Source organism: Vibrio sp. FF266 (genome assembly GCF_041439695.1).
GTDB lineage: Bacteria > Pseudomonadota > Gammaproteobacteria > Enterobacterales > Vibrionaceae > Vibrio > Vibrio tasmaniensis_A.
Genome location: NZ_JBGOOO010000007.1, coordinates 100,383 through 124,713, shown reverse-complemented (window position 1 = coordinate 124,713; position 24,331 = coordinate 100,383). Strand labels below are relative to the sequence as shown.

21 protein-coding genes are annotated in these 24,331 nt (G+C 44.7%); 10 read left to right on the top strand and 11 right to left on the bottom strand.

What is annotated here, in order from left to right; translation table 11 throughout:
* Complete coding sequence (locus ACED59_RS08120) at positions 1 to 3,099, top strand: efflux RND transporter permease subunit (protein ID WP_017096903.1); 3,099 nt, start codon at positions 1 to 3, stop codon at positions 3,097 to 3,099.
* A 91-nt stretch (positions 3,100 to 3,190) separates the two neighbouring features.
* Here the strand turns inward: ACED59_RS08120 and ACED59_RS08115 are convergent, their stop codons facing one another.
* From ACED59_RS08115 to ACED59_RS08095, 5 genes are all read right to left on the bottom strand, one after another.
* A complete protein-coding gene (locus tag ACED59_RS08115; RefSeq protein WP_012604429.1) occupies positions 3,191 to 3,679 on the bottom strand; it encodes a hypothetical protein in 489 nt (162 codons plus the stop codon).
* Between the two features lie 168 nt (positions 3,680 to 3,847).
* Positions 3,848 to 5,824: an alkyl sulfatase dimerization domain-containing protein gene (locus ACED59_RS08110; RefSeq protein WP_017096902.1), complete on the bottom strand. Its 1,977-nt coding sequence runs from the start codon at positions 5,822 to 5,824 to the stop codon at positions 3,848 to 3,850.
* 255 nt (positions 5,825 to 6,079) lie between these two features.
* The gene (locus ACED59_RS08105; RefSeq protein ID WP_017096900.1) at positions 6,080 to 7,069 is read right to left on the bottom strand and encodes an efflux RND transporter periplasmic adaptor subunit; all 990 of its coding nucleotides are present in this window, start codon (positions 7,067 to 7,069) and stop codon (positions 6,080 to 6,082) included.
* Positions 7,069 to 7,710 (bottom strand): hypothetical protein, encoded by a 642-nt coding sequence (locus tag ACED59_RS08100; protein ID WP_017096899.1) that lies wholly within the window; start codon positions 7,708 to 7,710, stop codon positions 7,069 to 7,071. Before ACED59_RS08100 ends, ACED59_RS08105 begins: the two co-directional genes overlap by 1 nt.
* A 633-nt stretch (positions 7,711 to 8,343) precedes the next feature.
* Positions 8,344 to 9,273: a hypothetical protein gene (locus tag ACED59_RS08095; RefSeq protein WP_017096898.1), complete on the bottom strand. Its 930-nt coding sequence runs from the start codon at positions 9,271 to 9,273 to the stop codon at positions 8,344 to 8,346.
* A gap of 330 nt (positions 9,274 to 9,603) precedes the next feature.
* On the opposite strand from ACED59_RS08095, the gene ACED59_RS08090 reads away from it, so the two are divergent.
* The 4 genes from ACED59_RS08090 (at position 9,604) to ACED59_RS08075 (ending at position 13,217) form a co-directional block, all read left to right on the top strand.
* The gene (locus tag ACED59_RS08090) at positions 9,604 to 10,539 is read left to right on the top strand and encodes a LysR family transcriptional regulator (protein ID WP_017096897.1); all 936 of its coding nucleotides are present in this window, start codon (positions 9,604 to 9,606) and stop codon (positions 10,537 to 10,539) included.
* A 217-nt stretch (positions 10,540 to 10,756) separates the two neighbouring features.
* Entirely contained in the window at positions 10,757 to 11,134 is a 378-nt protein-coding gene (gloA, locus tag ACED59_RS08085) for a lactoylglutathione lyase (RefSeq protein ID WP_012604423.1), read from the top strand.
* A gap of 14 nt (positions 11,135 to 11,148) precedes the next feature.
* Positions 11,149 to 12,246 (top strand): alkene reductase, encoded by a 1,098-nt coding sequence (locus ACED59_RS08080; protein WP_017096896.1) that lies wholly within the window; start codon positions 11,149 to 11,151, stop codon positions 12,244 to 12,246.
* Between the two features lie 110 nt (positions 12,247 to 12,356).
* On the top strand, positions 12,357 to 13,217 hold the full coding sequence (locus ACED59_RS08075) for a DMT family transporter (protein WP_029223806.1): 861 nt from the start codon (positions 12,357 to 12,359) through the stop codon (positions 13,215 to 13,217).
* A 94-nt stretch (positions 13,218 to 13,311) separates the two neighbouring features.
* On the opposite strand, the gene ACED59_RS08070 is transcribed toward ACED59_RS08075, so the two are convergent.
* The 5 genes from ACED59_RS08070 to ACED59_RS08050 form a co-directional block, all read right to left on the bottom strand.
* Entirely contained in the window at positions 13,312 to 13,740 is a 429-nt protein-coding gene (locus ACED59_RS08070; protein WP_017096894.1) for a MarR family winged helix-turn-helix transcriptional regulator, read from the bottom strand.
* 122 nt (positions 13,741 to 13,862) lie between these two features.
* On the bottom strand, positions 13,863 to 14,357 hold the full coding sequence (locus ACED59_RS08065; protein WP_017096893.1) for a peptidylprolyl isomerase: 495 nt from the start codon (positions 14,355 to 14,357) through the stop codon (positions 13,863 to 13,865).
* Positions 14,358 to 14,594: 237 nt separating this feature from the next.
* Positions 14,595 to 15,194: a thiol:disulfide interchange protein DsbA/DsbL gene (locus ACED59_RS08060; protein ID WP_017096892.1), complete on the bottom strand. Its 600-nt coding sequence runs from the start codon at positions 15,192 to 15,194 to the stop codon at positions 14,595 to 14,597.
* A 91-nt stretch (positions 15,195 to 15,285) separates the two neighbouring features.
* A complete protein-coding gene (locus ACED59_RS08055; protein ID WP_017096891.1) occupies positions 15,286 to 15,645 on the bottom strand; it encodes a hypothetical protein in 360 nt (119 codons plus the stop codon).
* Between the two features lie 149 nt (positions 15,646 to 15,794).
* On the bottom strand, positions 15,795 to 16,403 hold the full coding sequence (locus tag ACED59_RS08050; protein WP_009847169.1) for a TetR/AcrR family transcriptional regulator: 609 nt from the start codon (positions 16,401 to 16,403) through the stop codon (positions 15,795 to 15,797).
* Positions 16,404 to 16,570: 167 nt separating this feature from the next.
* Between ACED59_RS08050 and ACED59_RS08045 the strand changes: the two genes are divergently transcribed.
* The gene (locus ACED59_RS08045) at positions 16,571 to 17,557 is read left to right on the top strand and encodes a glycosyl transferase family protein (RefSeq protein ID WP_017096890.1); all 987 of its coding nucleotides are present in this window, start codon (positions 16,571 to 16,573) and stop codon (positions 17,555 to 17,557) included.
* 238 nt (positions 17,558 to 17,795) lie between these two features.
* Here the strand turns inward: ACED59_RS08045 and ACED59_RS08040 are convergent, their stop codons facing one another.
* Entirely contained in the window at positions 17,796 to 18,029 is a 234-nt protein-coding gene (locus tag ACED59_RS08040) for a hypothetical protein (RefSeq protein ID WP_012604416.1), read from the bottom strand.
* A 286-nt stretch (positions 18,030 to 18,315) separates the two neighbouring features.
* On the opposite strand from ACED59_RS08040, the gene ACED59_RS08035 reads away from it, so the two are divergent.
* The 4 genes from ACED59_RS08035 to udp all read left to right on the top strand — a co-directional run bounded on the left by ACED59_RS08035 (position 18,316) and on the right by udp (position 23,985).
* On the top strand, positions 18,316 to 18,732 hold the full coding sequence (locus tag ACED59_RS08035; protein ID WP_009847166.1) for a CBS domain-containing protein: 417 nt from the start codon (positions 18,316 to 18,318) through the stop codon (positions 18,730 to 18,732).
* Positions 18,733 to 18,920: 188 nt separating this feature from the next.
* Positions 18,921 to 20,384, top strand: a complete 1,464-nt coding sequence (locus tag ACED59_RS08030; protein ID WP_017096889.1) for an MATE family efflux transporter — start codon at positions 18,921 to 18,923, stop codon at positions 20,382 to 20,384.
* Positions 20,385 to 20,555: 171 nt separating this feature from the next.
* Positions 20,556 to 22,913, top strand: a complete 2,358-nt coding sequence (locus ACED59_RS08025) for a zinc/cadmium/mercury/lead-transporting ATPase (RefSeq protein ID WP_017096888.1) — start codon at positions 20,556 to 20,558, stop codon at positions 22,911 to 22,913.
* A 313-nt stretch (positions 22,914 to 23,226) separates the two neighbouring features.
* Positions 23,227 to 23,985: a uridine phosphorylase gene (gene udp, locus ACED59_RS08020; RefSeq protein ID WP_009847163.1), complete on the top strand. Its 759-nt coding sequence runs from the start codon at positions 23,227 to 23,229 to the stop codon at positions 23,983 to 23,985.
* The last annotated feature ends 346 nt before the right edge of the window (positions 23,986 to 24,331 follow it).

The following is a 24,331-nucleotide window of genomic DNA, read 5'->3' as shown; positions in this document are numbered from 1 at the left end:
ATGAAAATCATAGAGACTATTTCCAACACTCGACTGCTTATCTTAATGACAGCACTGCTGATGGTGAGTGGTATTTCTGCGTTCATGACGTTGCCACGTGCAGAAGACCCAGTAATCATCAACCGTTACGCGAACATCACAACCAGTTTCCCCGGAGCCAGTGCCGAGCGTGTTGAAACCTTGGTAACAGAAGTTATCGAGAACAAGCTGCGTGAGCTGAGTGAAGTTAAACTCGTGAGCTCAACCTCAAGGCCGGGCGTGTCTATTGTCACCTTAGAATTGAATGACACCATCACCGAGCCTGAGCCAGTTTGGTCTCAAGCTCGCGACAAGCTATCTGACATCGAATCCATTTTGCCTGCGGGCTCTCATTCTCCCGATCTCGACAGTGATCATACCTATGCTTTCACAACTATCGCATCTCTAACCTGGTCTGGTGCAGGTGAACCTGACCGATTAACACTCGGGCGCTATGCCAAAGAACTCGCTAAGCGACTAAGAACTTTGTCGGGTACTGAATTCGTTGATGAATACGGGATGCCACAAGAAGAGATTCAAATCAGTTTACGTACGGCCGATGCCGCCGCGTTGGGGCGTTCAAGTGCCAATATTGCTGAGTCGCTCGAAGGGGCAGACGCCAAGAACTCCGCCGGCGAGTTAGTGAGTGCTTATTCTCGCTTTGGCTTAGAAATTAAATCTGAACTCGATTCTATTGAACGCATTAAGCAAGTGCCAATAGCCACTGATAGCAAAGGTCACATCATCCGTATGGAAGACATTGCTTCTGTGAAACGTGGTGAGAAAACCCCACAAGACCAGATTGCCATTATTGATGGTGAGCCGGGTGTGATTGTCGCGGCAAGAATGCATCCTGATCTGCGAGTCGACAACTGGACGTCGCGAGCTAATGCTCTGATTGGTAAATTTGAGCAAGAGTTACCAAGTAACGTTAAGGTGACGGTGCTCTTTAATCAGCAAGGTTATACCGAAACTCGCTTAGACGATTTAGGCAAAAGCTTGATGATCGGTTTCGGTCTGATCTTGATTGTGTTGTTTGTGACTTTAGGCGTGCGTGCCGCGATCTTAGTCGCCATTTCTCTGCCGTTAACCTCATTATTGACCTTGTCGATCATGAAAATGACCGGTGTGCCGATTAACCAAATGTCGGTGACAGGCCTAATTGTGGCGCTCGGGATCATGGTTGATAACGCGGTGGTGATGGTCGATACAATTCAAGCTTATCGTTTGAAAGGGCAACAGCGCGCTGAAGCGACCATGAATGCATTGAAGCATTTATGGGTGCCGTTATTAGGCTCAACCTTAACTACCGTGTTGGCGTTTGCTCCGATTATCTTGATGCCGGGTGCATCGGGTGAATTTGTCGGTGGTATTGCGATTACCGTTTCTTTCTCATTGATCGGCTCTTACATCATCTCGCACACCTTAATCGCAGGCTTAGCGACCAAGCTACTGCCCAAGCAACTCAGTGATGTCGACAAGAAAGGACAGCACCATTGGTACATGACGGGTTTGAGAATCCCGGCTTTGACGCGCTGGTTCTCATCTTCTGTCCGCTTTGGTGTCACGCATCCAATCATCACGATTGCTTTGGTGTTGTTGGTTCCGTTTACCGGTTACTGGAGTATGTCTCAGCTGACTGAGCAATTCTTCCCACCATCAGACCGAGACATGTTTGAGATTCAGGTTTATATGCCGCCGCAAGCGAGCATTTATGCCACTAAAAACACCTCTGAAAAAATCGACGATATCATTCATCGTTACCCTGAAGTGGAGCGTATCGATTGGCTCGTGGGTGCAAACTTCCCATCCTTCTATTACAACCTGCAAGCGAGGCAAAATAACGCGCCGTACTTCTCGCAAGCCATGGTGAAAACAGAGAACTTTGACCAAGCCAATGCGCTAATTCCACAGTTGCAAAAGGTGTTGGATGAAGAGGTGCCGGAAGCACAAATCTTGGTACGTAAGCTTAACCAAGGGCCTCCATTTACCGCGCCCGTTGAACTGCGAGTGTATGGTGAAAATCTCGATACCCTAAAAGTGATTGGTGAAGATGTGCGATTGATTCTTGCAGGTGTTCCTCATGTCACGCACACAAGGGAAACGCTGCAACCAGGCACGCCGAAGGTATGGTTGAAGGTTGATGAAGACACAGCGAAACTTAACGGTATCTCACTCAATCAGTTTGCTGGCATGCTTCAAACTACGCTGACAGGTCGTGAAAGTGGCTCGGTGATTGAGGGCAGTGAATCGGTACCAATCCGTGTTCGTGTGGCGGATGATGCGCGTGAAAACTTGGCTCACCTGAGTAATATTCGCTTGCCGATAAGCTCAGATGTCTATTCTACGGGTATCAATGTGTCTACTTTGGCTGAGCTTGAATTGACCACAAGTCGAGGTGCGATCACCCGCCGTAATGGGCAACGTGTCAATACCATTGAGGGTTATATTGAAGCGGGTGTCTTACCTCAAACCGTGCTCAATGAATTCCAAAAACGCCTAGAAAGCTATCAGATGCCATCGGGCTATACGATTGGTTTTGGTGGTGAATCCGCTGAACGAGATAATTCAGTCAACAGCCTCATCTCGAATGTCGCTGTCGTGGTGGTATTGATGGTGTTGGTGGTGGTGATGTCGTTTAACTCGTTCCGAATGAGCAGCATCATCTTCATGGTCGCAGGATTGGCTGGTGGGCTAGGGTTGTTGTCGGTGTGGATCTTCGGTTATCCATTTGGTTTTACGGTGATCATCGCGATGCTTGGGATTGCGGGCTTAGCGATTAACGCGGCCATTGTGATTCTGACCGAATTGAAACTCGATAAAGAGGCTTCCTCCGGCAATGTAGATGCAGTCGTTGAAGCTGTGATGTCATGTACTCGACATATCAGTTCAACCACGATCACAACCGTGGGCGGCTTTATGCCATTGATCATTGCTGGCGGTGGTTTCTGGCCTCCGTTTGCGGTCGCGATTGTGGGCGGTACTGTGTTAACCACGCTTATCTCGTTCTACTTTGTGCCTGTGGTTTATCATTTGATGACTCGAAATCAGCGGAAAAACATCGCGACTCAAGCTGCGTAACTGTTTTTCAATTTAACTGCTCTTCAATTACCCATAATCGAGCCGTATCTGGTTCGATTATGGCGTTGTTCTCTCACTAAATTCATTCCAACTACCCTTCAAAAATATCACTAAGCCAATCTTCAAGTTGCTCTCGTTTATCTTGTGGGCCATTGATGATCACCAAACCGTTTAGTGTCGCGTGATCCCAAGATATGGTGCCAGTAGCTAGCGCATCGAACACATCGAGTTCCGTAATCAGTAATAGATCTTCCTCTGTAGGCAAAGTATCTCGACCTGACACATCGACACCTTTCTCAAGTTTAACTTGGCTGTAATGACCTTTAATTGCTTCGAATAAGTTGAACTCAATTTTGCTTGGGTGGGGTTTCGCAAGCGCAGCCTTGATGGCAAAGAGTCGAAAATGATCCGGTTTATTGAGGTTGTTGAATTCATCGTCTTGTCTGGCTGTGATGACGTTGCCAAAGACTTCTAGTGAACCGGGCTCTGTCACTAAACTAAATCCTGTATCTTGGTGAAGACCACAAGCGAAAGTTAGGGAAGATGTGAGTGAAAGAATGAGAGCAAATCGTTTTAGCATGTGTGAACCTTAAACGAACTAGGGCAGTTTTCTTACTTCAACAATAGATCGAGATTGTTGAGTGAAGGTTGCGAACTGTACCAATAAATAAACGATAAAGGGACCACAATAGGTCCCTAAGTTATCGGCTCGCCATCCTTAGCATGCCTTTGCTTGGTGTATATCTAATTAACGAACGATGAGCATGATCTCTTCTGGAGTCATTGGCTTATCGAAGTAGCTCATGAATTGACCGAAGCCCTTGATGTCGCCATTCGAGAACTTGAATGCACCAGACTGTAGGTTGCTACCAATCACTTGTTGAGCGTTTGGACCCGCAATCAAGATTTGGTTCAGTACTGCACGAGTGGTGTCGATTTGAACGTCTGCGCCTTTTACTGCTTCCTCGTGTAACTGAGCAATACCGTTACGGATTTCGATAGTGAATGCTTCGTTCGTATCAGAGAAGTTGTACGTTAGCATCATGTTCACGTCTAACGAGTTTTCTGCGATAAGCGTTGAAGTCATCATGTCGAAGATCTGCTTGCTTGGTAGCGCAGTAAGCACGTCAACAGAAGCGAAGCTGATCATGTTAGAGAAGTCACGTTTGTTCTCTAGTTCAGCCGCCGCGTTAAGCGCCCAGTTACGCCAGTTGATGTTCACTTGGTCTGCAGCCCATGCTTTGTAAGCTTGTGCTTTCATCTCGCGAGCTTCCATATCTTGCTTGTTTACCGTGATTGGGTAAGAAAGAATTTCTGCTGCAAATGTGTAGTTTTCAGCCTTAATTGCTGCTTGTGCAGTCGTAAGGATGTTCTCACGGCCGCCCATGATCTCTACGAACGCTTTAGCACGTTGCTCGTAAGCCATTGGCTCTAATTGCCATGGATCTGCTTCGAAGAAACCGTTGTAACCAACGTAGATCTGACGAACAGCATGTGCAACGGTACCGTAGTGCTCTCCTAACCAAGGGTGCTCAGCAAGGTGCTTAGGAAGTTTAACGACTTCAACTAGCTCGTCCGGCGTCATACCTTTGTTCATGTAACGGATAGTTTGGTCATGCGTGTATTGAATCGCATCACGGTAAGCCGTTAGTACGTCAGCTACCGCTTCTTTACCTTCAACTGGACGACCGTGAGAGTTAATCATGATCTCAGTGTCGAACTTACGCATTACGTCGATGCCCTTGAACCACATTGATGGGTCACGGAATTTAGTACCACGGATGGTGTGAAGGTTAGGGAAGTTTTCGCCTTGAAGTACTTCAGCCGCGTGCAGGATTTTTTGCTCTGGGAAGTAAACCACTAACTCATCTTTCGTTTCAGATGGCACGTTCTCAATGTGCATTTTCACGCCAGCGATTTCGATTTCGATGTGGCTTTGGCTTGGTACAAGCAGGTTTGGTTCGATGAACGAAATAGCACCTTGCATGAAGCGTGGGCCAAGGCCGTCATTTACTGTACCGTGCTCACCTTCTTCTACGTGCTTAGCACCTGTGTAAGAAGTGCGGTGACCAAATAGAGTACCTAGGTTTGAAGACCAGTTAGCCACTGCAGCTGTTAGGCCTTCTTCAGCGATGATTTTTACTTCACCTGATGCTACTTCTTCGTCAGTAACCCATGCACGCACGCCAGAGATGTGGTCGATGTGGTTGTGAGAGTAGATGATTGCTTTAACCGGTTTGTCTGTGATTTGACGGAACTGCTCTTTAACCGATTGAGCCATTTCTACTGACTCGCCTGGATCAACAATGATGATGCCGTCAGTACCTTCAATCATGACTGGTGTGTCTAGACCGAAGCCGTAACCAAGGTAAATATTGTCATCTACTTGGATGATAGCTTGGTCCATTTTACGACCATGCTTGGTTAGGATTGGATGAACGTGGTCAGATTCTGCAGTGTAAGCTAGAGAATCGCCCGTTTTAGAAACAACCTGGATACGTTCGCCTTTACCCCAGAACATGTTTGACTTGTGTTCGAATAGAACCTCGCTTTTGTAGCGTGCATCAAGATCGATGTTTTGGTATTGAGCTGCGTTTGCCGTTTGAAGTTCTTGGCCTACTTTCGATACTGCTTCAACAGTGGGTGTTGCTGATGCAAAACCAGAAGCAAATAGAGCGCTTGCGATAGCAACAGGAAGAGCCATTTTTTTGAATGTATTAGTCATGATAGTGACCTTATATTTGGATACAGGAATTGGATTTCTTGACTCAAATAATAGAGAGGGTAGAGGTCGCTATCTACACGCTAATAGTATTTCGATATATCGCTTTTACGATGATTGTGTTGTTATTTATATTGATTTTTCGATTTGTATCGAAGGTTAAATTAGGAAGATTGGTTTGTGATAGATACAAAAATGCCCTGAAAACCAGGGCATTTCTTAAAGAACTAAAAGTAATATTTTCGATTATCTAAGTGCTTACCAAGCTCCTAAGTAAGACTTATAAGATTGCAGGCGAACTGTTGCTGCACCGATAACATCAATAAAGCCCCAGAACGGATGCGGTTTCTCAGCAGAAATCCAAGCCGCACCAGCCGCACCGATTGGGATATCGAAACCTTCTGGTTCGATGATCTCAAGAACGATGGTACGGCCTAATCCGTTACTATTTCTTACAACGTGTTGACCAACACTCTGTGGGCCTTGAAATGGAGAAATAGCCGCTTCGCCAGTACCGGTTGTGAAGCTGTGTACTTTTGCTCTGAACACGTGACCTGGGTATGCATCAACGAAAAACTCTGCGAAATCGCCTTTTTGAACATATCCGTAAGTTTGGTCAGAAACTCGCATTTCTAAAAATTTCTTGTTGGTGTTGTAAAGGTGCATGTTGCCCATGACTGAACCTTCGGCAATGTTGACAATCGCGACTTGTCCATCAAACTCAGCACGAATCGTCTTTTTCTCTTGCGCCCAGTTCACTTTTTGAAGATCGGCAACCAATGAATTAAGTTCAGCGTTCATTACACGTAGGTCAGAATCGTATTTCTCAACATCACGCGCATTAAAGATTTGCGGTGATGTTTCAGCACGCTCAAGATCTCGTGTCATCTGCTTGATCTGTTCTTCCTTCTTAACAATGGCAGATTCGATCTTTGCTTTGTCAGCTGCAGAGTTAATGTCGACGAGTGTGTAAAGTACATCGTTTTCTTTTACTCGTTGGTTGTGGTCAACATGGATTTCATCAATTTGTTGGCCAAATACAGGCGACATTACCGCGTGTGGTGCTTTTACTGTGGTTGAGTTCGTTAAATCAACCGGCGCCCACAAGCGAGAAATAACCGCCAATACCGCAAGAATCGTTACGCCGCCAATGGCAGCCCACGTGTAGTTTTTGAAGTTCTTCTTCAGTGCGCCTGTCGCAAACAGTGACCATACAATTAGGATGTATGGAATCATCATCTCTTTCATTATGCGACCTCTTTTTCTGTAGGGGATGGTTTTGTTGGAGTCTTTTCTTCTGAAGCCTGTTCTTTTGAAGGCTGAGCTTCTGAAGACGGTTCTACTGGAGACTGTTGTGTTTGAGACGGCTCTGTTGCCGATTTTTCAGGTGATACGTGGACTGCGGCTGCCTCTGAATTGGTCGCGTCTTGTTTAGGCTGCACACCACGGCGAATGACATCACTCAGTGATTGACCAATATGTTTCCAGTTCGCTAGCGCGATAACCAAGGCGATAACCCAGAATGTTTTGCTGATGAAGAGCCCGCAAAGTGACAGTGCAAAAACGATCTGTACGTGAGCGCTTTTGTGTTCTTTTGCTTTATGCACACCCAGTTCATGCAACTGCCACATGCCGTAAACACCGGCTAATACCACAGCAATGGTCACCGAGAACAAGTAACCAGAGAAGTACTCCATCTGGAAGAAGTTCATCATCATTTCATTGGGATGATTGTTGAATTGAGACATGTCGATGTCTTTAGAATGGATAGTGCCTAACGGTGCAAGAGCCCATGCACCAGCAAACATTACCGCCATAAACAGGCAGAATTTAATCAAGACCATCACAACGGCCCAGATTTTCTGGAAAATGATTTTTATAAAGTTCATATCTCAACCTACATCAATAAGAAGAGAGAATTTGCAGCCTAGAAGTCACCTTTAATGACATCTTAAAAAGTAGATGTCTATTATGTGGGTAGATTAGTGCCCATAATAAACAAAAGTAATAGATGATATTTAAAGTGATATTGCACAGTCCAGACAACCGATTCTCGGTATCAAGAAGCGAATATGCTTCTCTACAAATCAATCTTTATTATTTGTCAGCAGACGTAAATGAAATGGCTATGAAGCGTTCGAATTAATATTCGCGCGGCTTTCTAGCGACTGTTTTTATTACGTGTATTACCTCGACAATCGAGGGGCTCTTCCATGACAATTGACATACCAAAGTAAAACATTGGTCAGTTTTCTATTTGGGCTGGTGATTGATTTGTTAGCAGGATAATAGGAAGAGTTTTGACCAGTATCTACCCAGAATTACGATTTGATAATATCGTAATTACGATTAGTAGTTATAACTCTAAATCGGTAAAGTGATTTATTTGAAAAGGCTCATATACAGATAGAAAACATTGTTCATTAACTTGGTTTGGATCATAGAAGTCGATGAAAAGTACTAAAAAGACTGGCCTAAAATATTGAATAAATTAGACCAGCTCTAGGGAGGATTTTAATCGATTATTTGAACGGGTTTAATGTAACAGGAGCAATAAAGAATTTTAGGTTCCAATCTGGTGCATATGGCACATACTCAGCTGGATTGGTCGTATTAACATTTGCGTCTGGTTTCATTACGTAATATTGAAGTTCTACACCCCAACGAACAGGCATCGGTCCAATCTTAAACATATCGATATAGCCTAACCCGACAGGTACAGTAAATTGGTCGGAACCATCTTTTGTCCAATCAATTTGAATATTAGGCGTCATACCAATTAACGCGGTGTTGCTGACACGATAGTTTAAGAAGTACTGGATGTCCGCTTGATTGGTTGATTCAGTAACGCTGTCGCTACCGCCTACATCCCACCATTGCTGAGCTAAGAAACCAACGTTCCAGCTTTCAATACTTGCTGGGTTACCGGTTTCTTTACCAAGGCGAGCGACCATTGCCGCAGGGCCTACTTGCCATTTATCTTGGGTTAAACCATCAGTACCAGTTGGCATGATCACCGTTGGACCAACACCCCAAATCCAGCCGTCATCACGGTTAGGCGCTGCCATTGATAGAAAGACGGTGTCTCCCATGCCATTTGTACGACCTTCAAAGAAATCACCGTCTTCACGGTCACCTGGTGAACTGTAGTGGTTGGCTACCAGACGGTTCACCAAGTTCCATTCGCCATCCATGATAGGAACAGGCATTACTGGTTGAAAGCTGAAACGGTTTTGCATTTCATGGTGGCCATCTTCTTTCTCAAGAAAGGTGTAATCATTCTGAGTGATTAGCATCCATACGTCAGATACCGGGTTAGCCGATTTTTTTGCGGCTTCCTGAACTGAGAGTTGTTCCTTTTCAGCCAGCGCAGAACCAGAGTAAGCGATAGCCGCACCGCTTAAGAGTAGGGAAATTATTTTAGTGTTTTTCATATTGATACCGAGGGTCATTATTTTGGTGCCATTGTAGTATTCACAAAAGGAATGTATATGTACCGAACGGAAACTCAGTGTCATGTAATTTGAGACAATGTTGTGGTTTCAAAGCGCGTTGCATGAAGTGCACCCCATTATTACAGGGCTCACGGAGAAGGGAGGGCTTTATTGTCTCAATATATGAAGGTTTATTGAGAGTTGATGAGTGTGAGTAAAGTCTGGTTAATATGCTTTTTATTAGCAAAATAATCGATGCGTTATACCTTTAACAAATGTTTTTATTGACGATATTTAATCGTTTTTACGATAGCATGGTGTTTATGGTCGCCTAACGAGTAATGATATATGAGCAACGAAATCCCCAACTTCAACCTACTTGCTGTGTTTTCTGCGGTGATGGAGCAGGGCAGTTTAAGTAAGGCTGCGGATCAACTCAGTACCAATCAATCGACCATCAGTACCGCGTTAGCCCGCCTAAAAAAAGAGATTGGCCAAGAGCTTTTTGTTCGTAAAGGAAGAGGTGTTGCGCCTACGTCTTATGCGCAAAGCTTGTATGAACAAATTAAAGCGCCGATCAATGAACTCAATGGTGTGTTTCAGTCGATGGCTAATTTTGATGAGCAATCTTCTGAACGTAAGTTTGTGATTTCTGCGCCTGAACATTTGCAGTGGGTATTACTCAATAGTTTCGCGGCGCTTCCCAATCAAAATTTGTCGTTAGAAGTGTTTGATCAACCAGACAGTGATGAGCGCATTTACGAAGATCTTTTGACGCAAGAGTTCGATGCGATGATCGATATTGTGGTGCCTGAACACCCAAGCATTGTTAGTGAAACTCTATATGAAGGCGAGTTTGTTATTGTGTGTAGAGAGGATCACCCGCGAATCCAAGGTGAAATCAGCGAAGCTCAGTTCCTAAGTGAAAAGCATGCCGTATTAGACAGAACACGACGCAAAGTTCGCAGTTTGAATCACTACACTTCTTTGGATCTGTCCCAACGTAAAATCGTATTTCATGGGCGTTCGCTGTTCAGTAATATCTTGCTGTGTAGCCAATCCGATTACATCACTGTGGTACCTTTATCTATGGCCGTGCAGTTCCAAGAAAAGTTAAGTTTACAGCTGTTCAAGCCACCCTTTGAGTATCAGCCGATGTCTCACTACCTGATTTGGTTGAAGAAGCAGAACAGCGACCCCGCTCATAAATGGTTCAGAGAACAAGTCATCAGTACGTCAGATGCAATGTCGAAGGCGCTTAAAGATAGGCGTTTGCAGTTTTAATTGAGGGTCTAACTCGAAGGGAAGCATTGGCTTCCCTTTTTTGTGTCATTGAGTTCGTGCTAGTCATAAATTTCATAACAAAAAATTATCACATTGAGAATTTTTGATAATTTCCTTAATTCCTCGGTGAATCGTATTATTTCACTCAGAGATTAGTGGATAACCTCCACTCAAAATCATAACGGCGCCATGCTTGTGGTGCCAATAAGGGTGAAATATGAAATTCCTACACACAATGATCCGAGTTGCTGATTTAGACAAGTCGATCGAGTTCTACACCAAGGTATTGGGAATGAAGGAACTTGAACGCCACGAAAACAACGACTACCGCTACACATTGGTTTTCGTTGGATACGAACAAGGCGGCACGACTATCGAGCTAACGTACAACTGGGATACTAACGAGTACGAGATGGGCAGCGCGTTTGGTCATTTGGCATTGGGTGTGGAAGATATTTACGCCGCATGCGACAAGATCAAATCACTGGGTGGCAACGTCACTCGCGAAGCGGGGCCAGTAAAAGGTGGCTCAACGCACATCGCATTTATCACAGACCCAGATGGCTACCAAATCGAACTGATTCAACTGGGTTAATCGAGGATATAACAATGACAAACGCACTATTTCAACCAATTCAACTTGGTAATATCGAACTTAAAAACCGTATTGTTATGCCACCGATGACGCGTTCTCGCGCAACGCAACCTGGCAATTCAGCAAACGATATGATGGCGGCTTACTACGCTCAACGCGCTTCTGCAGGTTTGATTATCGCTGAAGGCACACAAATTTCACCTATGGGTCAAGGTTACGCTTGGACTCCGGGTATCTACTCTGATGAGCAGATTGCGGGTTGGAAAAAAGTCACCGATGCAGTACATGAAAAAGAGGGCGTTATCTTCGCTCAACTTTGGCATGTAGGCCGTGTAACACACCCAGACAACATTGGTGGTGAACAACCAATTTCGTCTTCTGCACTTAAAGCAGAGAACGTAAAAGTATTCATCGATAATGGTACTGATGAACCGGGTTTTGTGGATGTGGTTGAACCTCGTGAGATGACGAAACAAGACATCAAAAACGTGGTTGGTCAATACCGCCAAGCGGCTTTGAACGCGATTGAAGCGGGCTTTGATGGTATCGAACTTCACGCGGCGAATGGTTACTTGATTAACCAATTCATCGACTCTGAAGCAAACAACCGCACTGACGAATACGGTGGTTCAATTGAAAACCGTTTACGTTTCCTAGGCGAAGTAGTTGAAGCTATGGTTGAAGCGATTGGCTCTGACCGTGTAGGTGTTCGCCTTGCTCCGTTCACATCGTTGAATGGTACGGTTGACGCTACGCCAGTAGAGACTTACACAGCGGCGGCGGTGCTACTTAACCTATACAACATTGTTTATCTGCACGTGGCAGAAGTCGATTGGGACGACGCACCTGAAACGCCAATAGCGTTTAAAGCAGCGGTTCGTAAAGCTTACAATGGCGTGTTGATTTACGCAGGTAAATACGACAGCGAGCGCGGCGAAAAAGCGGTTGCTGAAGGCGTAACTGATATGGTTGGTTTCGGTCGTCCATTCGTCGCAAACCCAGATCTACCCGCTCGTATTCAAAATGGTTACCCATTAGCAGCGCACGATCCAAACACATTGTTTGGTGGTGCTGAAAAAGGTTTAACGGATTACCCAAAATACGCAGGCTAAAAATAGCTGCCTGAAGCAGAGTATTGAGATAATATCTCGATCCTGTTGAATGTTTATAAAAAGCAACCTTGCAGAGTCGGGTTGCTTTTTTTGTTATTGGACCAAGTAAGATGATGAAAGCGATGCGCGGAGAGCTTTATCTCCTATTTGCTACCTTGTTAGCTGGGATTGGATGGATTGCATCTAAGCTGGTGGTGTTAGAAATGCCTGGGCCAGTGTTCATTGGTGTGCGATTCTTCGTCGCGAGTTTGATTCTTTTGCCATTTTGTATTCATCACATTCGTAAGCTTTCGCTTAAGCAGGTACTTTCTCTTTGCGGCGTTGGCTTGTTGCTGTCTGCTTCATTGCAAGTCTGGGTGTATGCAGTATCGATGACGGAAAGTTTGTCGGAAGGAGCGTTTATCATGAGCTTAGCCATGATCATCGCGCCGTTTGTCTCTTGGGTTATATTTCGAGTTAAGCCTAATCGTGCCTTCTGGATGTCATTTCCAATTGCGATTATCGGTATGTTGCTACTGACCCTAACTAACGGTTGGCACGTTGAGCAGAGTCAGCTCTATTTCCTATTAGCATCGATGTTGCTTTCGGTTCACTTTGTCATGAATAAGCGAGTGATTACGAATATCAAACCTATAGCTTCAATTTGCGTTCAGCTTTTTGTGGTGGGTGTTAGTGGGTTAGCGTTTGCTTCGATGACCACTCAACCAGAGTTTGAAATAACTCAAACCTTAATATTCTGGTTTATCGTCTCAGCGGTTGTCGCGACATCGATCCGTTACTTATTGCAAACTGTCGGTCAGCACTCCGTGAACATGGAAGTGGCGGCATTGATCATGATTCTTGAGCCGGTGTGGACATTGTTATTGAGTGTCAGCGTGTTGGGAGAAACGGTTGAGATGCAAAAGCTACTAGGCGGAGCGGTAATTATTGGTTCGTTATTTTGTTATATCAAATGGTCGAGACGAAAATAAAACACTCGGCGCAAGGCCGAGTGCTCGTTGGTTGTTAGCGCATGTTTATAGCTCATTAAGCATGTACTAGCAGTAAGCTCCGGTCACAGTAAGATCAGATTGCTGCGACCATCTTTTGAAGTAGCTTGATCATCTGCTGTTGTTCTTCAGCGTCCAACTCATTCATCAGTTCTTTGTTTAAACGAGTAGGGATTGGAATCAACTGTTCTTCGAGTGCTTTCCCTTTTTCCGTTAAGTAGATTCTGAAAGAACGACGACTGTTTGGATCGGCTCTGCGTTCAACCAGCTCAAGCTTTTCTAGCTTGTCTAGTGTGCGAGTCGTCGTTGAATTCTCGACTTTGGACTTTGCCGCGATATCACGCTGAGTAATACCTTCCTCTTCCCATAGGCACATCAAGGTTGGCCAGAGCGCAATGGTTAAGCCATTTTCTTTCAATTCTGTGTCGAAATCTTTGCTCGCTTTATTGGCGATCACGTTGATCATCCAACCAAAGCTATTTTGCCTATCAAATTCTTGTGACATCCGTCAGTACCTAATTCTTACGATGACATTACAACTATTGTCATCGTAACTAATACCGATGCAATTAGCACCAACATTGCTTCGTTATTTGATAAAAAAACGAATTGACTGCTAATTTTGAATTAATCGCGAATCGTGACCTTGGTGATCATAATATCTTCGCAAGGTACATCTTCGTGTCCCCAGCGAGTGGTCGTTGGAGCGACAGCAATCTTGTTGACCACGTCCATGCCTGCCGATACTTTGCCAAACACTGCGTAACCCCAACCTGCGTTGCTGGTCGCGGTATGGTCAAGGAAATCATTGTCGTCAAGGTTGATAAAGAACTGCGCCGTTGCTGAGTGTGGTGCGTCTGTACGAGCCATTGCCACTGAGCCAATCACGTTCTTTAGTCCACGATTTGCTTCATTGACGATAGGTGCGTGTGTTGGCTTCTCTGTCATGTCTATAGTGTGTCCACCACCTTGAATCATGAAACCCTCAATTACACGGTGAAATGTGGTGCCTTCATAGAAGCCTTCTTGGCAGTATCTAAGGAAGTTTTTTGAACTTACTGGCGCTTTCTCAAGGTTAAGTTCAATTTCGATGTTGCCAAAGTTAGTGGTCAGAATAATCATAAAGGTGCCCAATGTTCGAGTACTAATATTTTGAGTACTACAGAGTAGTGGATGACGTAATAGGGTGCAGTATATGAGAAATAACGACGGATGCCAGTGAACAGTGATTCTGACGTGTATTCAAGGGCGATCTGAATGATCTTCGAGCGTGCGTTGCGCGCTCACTTCACTTGTATAGACAAGAAAGCCAACGAACAGGTCGCTGGCTTTTGAGGTTTTAAAGATTATTGCTTTTGATTAAAGCGTTAGAAGGTAATTTACCAGCTGGTTGTACTCTTCGTAGCTCTTGATTTGATCCGGTTTTACGATGTATTTGTTGTTAACTAATACGCCTGGAACGCCAGTTAATGTGCTCGCATCAAACTGCTTATCAAAACGCTTCTGCATTGAGTTAACTGCGAAACCGTTGTAGGCCGCATCAAACTTCTTCGCATCGATACCGTTATCAATGAAGATCTGGCGCAGTTCCGCTTCGTTTCTTGGAGTCTGTTGCTTCTCGTGAATTTTGGCGAACATTGCTGGAGCCATATTGTCTTCAGCGTCGAGTGCAATCATGGTCGCGTAAGCTTTTGCCATAGGCACAGCCATGTCGTTGCCCATAAACGCTACGTGCACTTTTTGAAAGCTTGCTGACTCTGGTAGATCTTGTTTAAGGAACTCAATGACGCCTTCAAATTTGTAGCAATGAGGGCAGTAAAACGAGAAGAACTCGGTAACGACGGGTTTATCTGCTTTCGCTACGTCGAGGATCTTGTAGTGAGTACCTTCTTCAAACTGAGCGGCATTAATTGAAGCGCTCATGATCAGAGCTGCGAATAGGCTAAATAGCTTTTTCATGTGTTATTTCCTAAATTTGGATGTCATTGTTTACAGCGATAGAGCTGTATTAGTAATACGTTGGCAAGCGTTGCCAAACAGGGACAAACAATTAATAAATAGGAGGGCGATAAGGAGCTTGTGGCGACATGATTGCCTTGTGTGAAGGCTCTTTCTCGATCAAAGCCAATGAACCAATTTGGGTATCAAAAGACTCTGACACAATCAACGGTGGCATTTTAAGTAAGCATACAGAGCCACAGCAGTGGTGTTCTACATTGGGTTGCGCGCTGGAATATGGGAATGAGTCACTGGTGTCGAATGAGGAATCGGTGTTCAGCGATAAGGTTGATAGATTTTGAGTTACCTGCATAGCATTGGCGTTCGCGATACTGTCCACACTGACGGTGGCCACTAACATAGCGAATAGCATAAAAGCATGTACCCAAATTTTGCTTATCAACTTTGGCATGGAATATTGGTCTTTGTGTCCGAATTAAGGTTGGTATGAATCACATTCTGCAACCGCTAAACAGGAAAGCGTAGAACGAGCGCATGATACATCACTCGTTTACGCATCTCTAATTAAACCCAACAAAACTTAGCAGAGCTCAACTTTTATTACGCTTGGTACTGTTTAAGGAACATCTCGACGCTGGAATTAATGATTATTTGCTTGTGCTGCTTATCAGGAGAGGGCGCATGACCAATGATCTGTGGCCAAAATGCAAAAGATTTCAGCAGGGCGATAAACTGAGTGGATGCAAACAATGGGTCGAGTTCAACCAAACGCCCATCAGCCAATGCCGCTTTGATCCAAGTCGTCAGGCCGCTTTCTGCTTGAGAATATTTTTCCATCGCTTGATGCGCGAGTTCTGCGTTATGAAAATATTCAGAGAACAGTACGCGAGATAAGTCGATGAAACCTTCAGACTCGAGAAGCTCAAGTTCTTGGTTGGCTATAGAGGTAAGTTGTTCATCTAGCGGTTGTTCGGCTTGATAGGGGAACTGAGTCGCTGCGAGTGTTTTGCTCCAAATGCTGTCTAAAATCTCATCCAGTAGCAGTTCTTTACTCGCAAAGTGATTGTAAACCGTGCGCTTTGATACTTCCGCGCGGCTCGATATTTTATCCATGCTGGTGGCTTTATAGCCATGCTCGGTAAACTCTGCGATGGCAGCGGCCACGATAGATTCGCGTTTTCTTTGGCTTAGTGTTTTTTTTACCGTCATCTGGATATTACTCAATATGTCCTGGTTAGTATTGCATACTCTAATTTTACACCAGTAAGTTTACTTTTAGAATACCAATCAGTGTATTGGTAATTAGCACGCTAGCACCTGAATCGCTTTGCAATGAACTGCGGGTGTCATAGAATCGAAAACGTATTCGAATTTTATTGATATCAACGGAAGAGAATAAACAATCAATGAGTAGTATTTTAGAGTGTATTCGTACAGTTGGACGAGGGGAAAGAGGTCGTAAGCCTTTGTCGTTCGAACAAGCCTACCGCATCATGGATGAGTATTTAAGCGGAGAGGTCGGTGACGACCAAATGGCTATGCTACTGATGTTGATTCGTGTGCAGAATGAAACCAATGAAGAGATCGCAGGCTTTGTAAAAGCGTTTCAATCTCGAGTGCCAGACTTAGGTGCTGATATCGATTGGCCGTGTTATGCAGGTAAGCGTAACGATAACGCCAGTGGAAAGCCTTGGAACCTGTTGGCAGCAAAAATTCTAGCTGACAACGGCTATAAAGTATTAATGCATGGCTACATGGACAAACCCAGTGGTCGTACGCATGCCGAAACGCATTTAGAATGTGTCGGCGTTCGCAGCGCGCAAGATCCGCAAGACGCAAAGCAGATTCTAGAAGCCGATGGTATTGCTTACTTGCCTTTGGCGAACTTCGCCCCACAAGCTCAAACTATGATTGGTTGGAAACATCGTTATGGACTGAGAACTCCGATTAATACCGTTGTTCGTGCATTGAACCCTGGTGGTGGACGTTTAGGCTTGCGTGGCAGCTTTCACCCTGGATTCCCACAGCTTCATGCAGAAGTTGAGCATGTGATTGGCAATAAATCCCACTCGGTGATTTCATTTAAAGGCATGAATGGCGAATCAGAATACAACCCCAAGGTAAGCCAAACTGTCTGGATGAGTTCTCCTGAAAAGGTGGAATCTTTCTACTGGGAAGGCACGATGAATGCTGAGCTGCCTCTGCCTTCTGAATGTGTACTGGGTACACCGGAAGATGAGATGGAGCTGATGGCGAATAGTGTTGTGGATAGTATGACGGCGATTTTATTCGCAGAAACGCACGATAAGGCTGAAGCTTACTCAAAGGCAGCGCGTTTGTGGGAAGCCTATTGCACTCGTTAGTAGCTACTAGCCAGTCGTTAAGAGCTAGCAAATAACGTATAGCGATTGAAATCGTGAATGAGAAGGTCAGCGAATGCTGGCCTTTTTCGTATATTTACCGTGGTCGGTATTCGCTGTTGAATTAAGTAGGCAATCATTGTCAAGGTGATTGCCTACTCATAACATGTTATTCAACGGTGTTCTGTGCTGTTGACCATGCTGCTTAAGCTTGCCGAACAAGACATGCGTTATGAGTGCGCTATTTTAGGAATAGGCCGAAGTCGATCTCTTGTTCTCTTCCGTATTTAACCAGTTTCACTTTCAAGTTGTGTTCTGCTGCAAGATCAATAGCTAAGTTAGACATGCGCTTTATCTCATTAAAACAGCTTGAGATTAGGGGCTTTTCTTGGTTGTCGACAGTAGCGATAAGTGTGTTCTCTGTACCTTCGTTGTCTGCATAAACATACGCGTACATGTTGTTGTCGTGTTGCATAAATTACCTAAGTTGAGCTTTTTATTATTAGTGTGATGAAGGTTACAGTATTTATGTATTCAGGCTAGCTTATGGGAGGAATCAAAGGTAAGAGTTTGTAAGCGGTGTTTAAATTTTTGCTTCATAGGCATGCGTGCAAGCCTTTTGTTACCTCGTTTTTTGCTTTGGTAGGTTTTGCCTATCAATAAAATTGTTGAAATCCATTTAGTAAAATCAAGATTTTAGACAACAATTAAGGTAACACGATAGAAAAATCGATAACAAAACGTATTTTAGGGAGAACGCAATGCATTCTATTAAAGTGAAAGATTACATGACGCCGCAGGTTGTGACATTCACTCCTGATATGCCGTTAAGTCTCGCGTTAGACAGAGTAATGCGCAGCCATCATATGGGTGGTCCAGTCATTGATGATAATGAACAAGTGATTGGTTTCCTTTCTGAACAAGATTTACTCGAGAAGTTAGTGAAGGTGAGCTATTTCTGCCAAGACACGCATATTGTAGGTGATTGTATGTACCAAGAAGTTCTCTCGGTATCACCAGAATTATCCATTATTGAATTGGCAGATATGATGCAAGTTGGAAAACCCAAAGCTTATCCAGTACTCGATAACAAAAAGCTAGTGGGAATGATCACTCGAACCGATGTTTTGAGAGCAATCGGCAAGAACTTAGATGAATGCTTTAAACATCAGGTATAGTTTTAAACATCATGTATAGTGGTGCGTTAAGAACGATTATTTTTCTCAATACCCTCAATTGAAAAGGCGCACTAGCGCCTTTTTTCTTTGTAGAGCTTTTCTTGGTGGATCTTTTTTGTAGATCCCTAGTTTGTGGCTGACTAGCTTATAGAGCTTTATTTTGTGGTGTTCCAACTTTTGGAGGTTTCATGTCAAATCAAACTGCGAAGTTTGTAGAAGGTTCAACGATGCGCCACATATTGGTGATGTCGGGGGCTGGCTCTGTTGGTTTGATGGCGTTATTCGTGGTCGATTTACTCGATATGTTGTTCATCAGTATGTTGGGACAAGTCGAATTGGCCGCGGCTGTTGGTTTTGCAGGCACACTGACATTTTTCTCTACCTCCGTTTCGATCGGTACTTCTATTGCTATGGGTGCGTTGGTTTCCAAAGCTATTGGTTCAAAGAATCAAGAACACGCTCGAAACCTCGCTACTAGTATTATGCTGACTGCTTTTGTCATCAGTTTGACGATTACTGCGGTGATGTTCGCCTATATCCCAGAGCTACTTGCTGCGATTGGTGCAAAGGGGGTTGCCGCAGAGCGGGCGCAAGCTTACCTGCAAATCTTATTGCCAAGCGGGCCATTTCTAGCGCTAGCGATGGCTGCGGGTGCAGGCTTGAGAGCTGCAGGTGATGCCAAACGTTCGATGTGGGCGACCTTGTCGGGCGGCATTGTTAACGCGATTCTCGACCCTTTGTTTATTTTTGGTTTTGGTTGGAACATCGAAGGGGCGGCTATCGCTTCTGTCTTTGCTCGTTTTTCAGTACTCTTTTTCTCGCTTTACCCTTTGATTCGCAGTCACCAGCTGGTGACTCCCCCTTCTCTTGTACAATGGCGCATTAATATTCGACCAATATTGGCTATTGCGCTGCCTGCTATTATCACCAATACCGCAACGCCTATCGGTAATGCGATTGTAACGACGGGGATTGCACAATACGGAGAGGATTTTGTCGCGGGCTTTGCTGTGATAGGTCGTCTGACGCCGGTTTGTTTTGCGGTTATCTTTGCTTTGTCTGGCGCTGTGGGCCCTATCATTGGGCAAAACTTTGGTGCAGAGCGAATGGACAGAGTAAAAGAAACACTCAACAACTCATTGTTGGTTACAACGGCGTACACCATCACCGTTTGTATTCTCTTATACTTTGTCCAAGACTATGTGATCCAAGGCTTTAGCCTACAAGGTGATGCAGCAATTATTGTTGCCGCATTCTGTACCTATGTGGCGTTAACCTTCACCTTCAACGGCGCACTGTTTGTTGCCAACACGTCTTTTAATAACTTAGGTAAACCGCTTTACTCGACGGCACTGAATCTGGGTAAAGCCACTCTCGGTACATTGCCGTTCGTTTACTTAGGCTCGCAATGGTATGGCGCATTGGGTGTGCTGTATGGGCAAGCCTTGGGCAATGTTTTGTTCGGAATACTCGGTACCCTAGTGCTTCGCTATCATATTGCCGAGCTTATGCAAGGTTCCCAAGTTGATCCTGTAGAAGACGATGTGTCGATAGTCAGCTTGAATACACAACCATTCTGTTCACATGATGCCGTTCTTATTGATGATGTATCGGCGAACAGAGAAGAGTGTAAAGAGCTCAAGTCGCAATAACAGCGACACTCCAATATAGATTAGTTGGTTTGTAAATTTCTTCTTGGTCTTGGACAATTTGTTCTTGACCTTGGAGTAGTCTCCAAGGTTTATACTTTTGTTGTACTTAAGGTTCTGTTGCTCATGAGTGAGCAATAACCTCAAGGCTTTTGAGTATTAAGGAGATACATTATGTGCGCAAAACACGCAGCGTGCCGCTCAACAAAAGTGGACGTTCAACCACAAGCGACTGGAGCAAGTTGCTCTAGCCCTAAAATTTCAAGCATTACCGCAGCAGGTACTTCATCTTCATGTTGCAGCTCTTCTGCTACTGCGTCTTCATCGTCAGGAGATGATTGTTGTGGTTCAGACAGTGGAGAAGAAGACAGTCAGTCCTCTACTCAAACTTTAAATGCCCAATTTTCTAAAAGTTGGTTGGTCTCAGGAATGGACTGCCCAGCTTGTGCTAAAAAAATAGAGAAAGCCGTTAGTAACATTGAAGGTGTTATTCAAGCCAAAGTTCTCTTTGCCACCGAAAAGCTAGTTGTGAAATTCGACAATGAAAGTCTTGCCGACACCATTGAACAGGTCTCTATCAAAACGGGCTTCCCTCTTTCGGAAGTTGGTTCTAAAAAAGAAAAACAGCACCCCGAGACTTTTTGGCAAGCTCATATCCAACCTAATTTAGAAATTATAGCGATTGCAGCCGCAATGCTCTTCGCAGCACTGTTGAAAAGTATTTCTCCTCAACTAAGTGAAGGTTTGTTTACCGTAACCTGTTTGCTTGGTTTGTATCCAGTGGCCAAGAAAGCAGTTCAGTTGGCACGTTCAGGTACGCCGTTTGCAATCGAAACCTTAATGAGTGTTGCCGCGCTCGGTGCTTTATACCTTGGCGAAACCGCTGAAGCTGCGATGGTTCTGTTACTGTTTTTGATTGGTGAGCGTCTAGAGGCATTTGCTTCATCAAGAGCAAGAAGTGGTGTTCAAGCCTTAATGGCATTGGTGCCAGAAAATGCCACCAAGATTATCAACGGCGACCGTGTTGACGTTGCAGTAAGTGAACTTGCTCCTGGTGACGTGATTGAAGTGGCAGCGGGTTCTCGTTTACCTGCTGATGGTCAACTTATTACCGACGCTGCGAGCTTTGATGAAAGTGCGCTAACGGGTGAGTCTGTTCCTGTCGAACATATAGCAGGCAACAGCATCATGGCTGGTGCTGTGGTGGTCGATAAAGTCGTTCGTATCACCATCACGTCAAAACAGGGTGAGAATGCGATCGACCGTATTCTTCACTTGATTGAAGAAGCAGAATCTCGTAAAGCACCGCTTGAACGTTTCCTCGATAAGTTTAGCCGCTGGTACACACCACTAATGATGTTGGTGGCTCTGTTGGTCATCATCACCCCACCATTGCTGTTCGCGCAGCCTTGGGAAACCTGGGTTTACCGAGGTCTAGCTCTATTGTTGATTGCTTGTCCGTGTGCGTTGGTTATCTCGACACCTGCTGCAATTACTTCTGGTTTAGCAGCAGCGGCGAAACGTGGCGCATTAATTAAAGGCGGCGTGGCACTAGAGCAGTTAGGGAAAATTCAAACGATTGCCTTTGATAAGACAGGTACGCTGACTGAAGGTAAGCCTCAGGTTACGGATATTCAACCTCTATCAGGTTGGAAACAAGACGCGATGCTTCGTGTAGTTGGGGCGATTGAAGTTGGTTCGACTCATCCTTTGGCGCAATCGCTTGTCGCTAAAGTTAAAGAGCTGAATGTTGAGATCCCTGAGTCACACAACAAGAAAGCGCTCATTGGTAGCGGTGTTGAAGGCGATGTCGATGGTGTTAAGTATCAGGTTTTATCACCGTCTAAAGTCACGTTCGCTCTTGGACCCGATGTGGTTTCTCAGGTAGAAGCATTAGAAGGCGAGGGCAAGACGGTTGTGGTTGCTCTTGAGCTTAAAGATCTAGAAGAGTCAACAGAACAAGCTACGACTGTGATTGGTTTGATTGCTTGGCAAGATACGTTACGTAGTGACGCTAAGCTTGCGATTGAACGACTTAATTACTTGGGTATTCAATCTATCATGCTCACAGGGGACAACCCACGAAGCGCAGCAGCGATCAGCAGCAAAATTGGTATGCAATATAAAGCGAGCCTGCTTCCAAGTGACAAGGTGTCTTATGTTGAAGAGTTATCTCAACAGTCACACGTTGCTATGGTCGGTGATGGCATCAACGATGCGCCAGCAATGAAAACGGCGAATGTAGGTATTGCTATGGGGGGAGGTACTGATGTTGCGCTTGAAACGGCAGATTCAGCACTGACTCACAACCGTTTAACTGAGCTGCCCGCGATGATTGAATTGTCGCAAGCGACTATGAATAACATTCGTCAAAACGTAGCACTAGCGCTCGGTTTGAAAGGTGTGTTCTTGGTGACCAGTTTGCTTGGTATTACCGGGCTTTGGGTTGCCGTTCTTGCAGATAGTGGCGCGACAGCACTGGTGACACTCAACGCACTGCGCCTGCTTCGATTCAAGTCTAAAGCGGATTAAGTTCAGCTCTCAGACATAGACGCTCTTAATTTTAAAAGCGTCTTATATAAGAAGCATCTCGCATAAAAGCGCCTTTAGCGGTCATACGTTAAAGGCGTTTTTTGTCTCATTAGTATGCAACGCAGCCGTTCGGATTGCTTATTTTTGTGATGCCAATCGGTTTTTCGTGAAACCTGAAATGTTGTTGCGATCATTGGTGTGATGTTCGTCACTTCATTTCATTATGAGCTTGGTTAGAGTGTGTTCGTACCCCACGAATTTACTATGAGCTTAAATAAGGGTAAAAAGCCCAATAAGCCAAAAGGAGCGAACTATGTCTCAAGCTGTTTTCCACTTAGGTGTTACTGAAGCAGATCTTAACGGTGCTACTCTTGCGATCATTCCTGGTGATCCTGCTCGTGTGCAAAAAATTGCAGAAGAGATGGAGAATCCCGTATTTCTTGCGAGTCACCGTGAATACACGCTTTACCGCGCAGAGCTAGACGGTAAGCCAGTTGTTGTATGTTCAACAGGTATCGGCGGCCCATCTACTTCTATCGCAGTTGAAGAGCTTGCTCAGCTTGGCGTTCGTACTTTCCTACGTGTTGGGACTACTGGTGCGATCCAACCTCACGTAAACGTGGGTGACATGATTGTTTCTACGGGTTCTGTTCGTCTAGACGGCGCTAGCCTGCACTTCGCTCCTATGGAGTTCCCAGCAGTTGCTGACTTCGAAGTTGCTACAGCAATGAAAGCAGCAGTTGAAGAATCAGGCGCAGCAGTTCACATGGGCGTAACCGCTTCAAGTGACACTTTCTACCCAGGTCAAGAGCGTTACGACACGTTCTCTGGTCGCGTGGTTAAGCGTTTCCAAGGTTCTATGCAAGAATGGCAAGACATGGGTGTTCTTAACTTCGAAATGGAATCTGCAACGCTACTAACAATGTGTGCAAGTTCTGGTTTGAAAGCAGGTTGTGTTGCTGGTGTGATCATCAACCGTACTCAAAAAGAGATACCTGATCACGAGACACTAAAAGTAACGGAAGCGCGCTCAATCAAAGTGGTTGTAGAAGCTGCTCGTAAAATGCTTTAAGTCGGTAACAGTACTTTTAGTTTTCAAGTGCTTTAAGTTTTCAAGTGCTTTAAGTCTTAAAATGACTTCAAATTTTGAAAATGGCCACATCGAATGATGTGGCCATTTTTTTGGGTGTTTACAAGTCCTTTGAGCTTTTTACCTTGCGAGCTTTAGACTTTGTAAACGTAGACCTTGTGAGCTCTAAACCTTGTGAACATCTAGATGCTGTAAAGTTTAGACCTTGTCAATACGGGCGGGGTAGTGGATATAAGTCATTTACTACGATTGGCATAATCGTTACGGGTACAAAAAAGGCGAGTGACTTAAGCGGTCATTCGCCTTTTTGTTTTTGAGAATTCGATAT

Excerpts from the sequence above, each read along its gene's own strand:
- ACED59_RS08080 (WP_017096896.1), top strand. The coding sequence starts at position 11,149 with ATGACAAACGCACTATTTCAACCAATTCAACTTGGTAATATCGAACTT.
- ACED59_RS08120 (WP_017096903.1), top strand. The coding sequence starts at position 1 with ATGAAAATCATAGAGACTATTTCCAACACTCGACTGCTTATCTTAATG.
- ACED59_RS08055 (WP_017096891.1), bottom strand. The coding sequence starts at position 15,645 with ATGCCAAAGTTGATAAGCAAAATTTGGGTACATGCTTTTATGCTATTC.
- ACED59_RS08050 (WP_009847169.1), bottom strand. The coding sequence starts at position 16,403 with ATGACGGTAAAAAAAACACTAAGCCAAAGAAAACGCGAATCTATCGTG.
- ACED59_RS08065 (WP_017096893.1), bottom strand. The coding sequence starts at position 14,357 with ATGATTATTCTGACCACTAACTTTGGCAACATCGAAATTGAACTTAAC.
- ACED59_RS08105 (WP_017096900.1), bottom strand. The coding sequence starts at position 7,069 with ATGAAAGAGATGATGATTCCATACATCCTAATTGTATGGTCACTGTTT.
- ACED59_RS08115 (WP_012604429.1), bottom strand. The coding sequence starts at position 3,679 with ATGCTAAAACGATTTGCTCTCATTCTTTCACTCACATCTTCCCTAACT.
- ACED59_RS08035 (WP_009847166.1), top strand. The coding sequence starts at position 18,316 with ATGCATTCTATTAAAGTGAAAGATTACATGACGCCGCAGGTTGTGACA.
- udp (WP_009847163.1), top strand. The coding sequence starts at position 23,227 with ATGTCTCAAGCTGTTTTCCACTTAGGTGTTACTGAAGCAGATCTTAAC.
- ACED59_RS08110 (WP_017096902.1), bottom strand. The coding sequence starts at position 5,824 with ATGACTAATACATTCAAAAAAATGGCTCTTCCTGTTGCTATCGCAAGC.
- ACED59_RS08030 (WP_017096889.1), top strand. The coding sequence starts at position 18,921 with ATGTCAAATCAAACTGCGAAGTTTGTAGAAGGTTCAACGATGCGCCAC.
- ACED59_RS08090 (WP_017096897.1), top strand. The coding sequence starts at position 9,604 with ATGAGCAACGAAATCCCCAACTTCAACCTACTTGCTGTGTTTTCTGCG.
- ACED59_RS08070 (WP_017096894.1), bottom strand. The coding sequence starts at position 13,740 with ATGTCACAAGAATTTGATAGGCAAAATAGCTTTGGTTGGATGATCAAC.
- gloA (WP_012604423.1), top strand. The coding sequence starts at position 10,757 with ATGAAATTCCTACACACAATGATCCGAGTTGCTGATTTAGACAAGTCG.
- ACED59_RS08060 (WP_017096892.1), bottom strand. The coding sequence starts at position 15,194 with ATGAAAAAGCTATTTAGCCTATTCGCAGCTCTGATCATGAGCGCTTCA.
- ACED59_RS08025 (WP_017096888.1), top strand. The coding sequence starts at position 20,556 with ATGTGCGCAAAACACGCAGCGTGCCGCTCAACAAAAGTGGACGTTCAA.
- ACED59_RS08075 (WP_029223806.1), top strand. The coding sequence starts at position 12,357 with ATGATGAAAGCGATGCGCGGAGAGCTTTATCTCCTATTTGCTACCTTG.
- ACED59_RS08040 (WP_012604416.1), bottom strand. The coding sequence starts at position 18,029 with ATGCAACACGACAACAACATGTACGCGTATGTTTATGCAGACAACGAA.
- ACED59_RS08100 (WP_017096899.1), bottom strand. The coding sequence starts at position 7,710 with ATGAACTTTATAAAAATCATTTTCCAGAAAATCTGGGCCGTTGTGATG.
- ACED59_RS08095 (WP_017096898.1), bottom strand. The coding sequence starts at position 9,273 with ATGACCCTCGGTATCAATATGAAAAACACTAAAATAATTTCCCTACTC.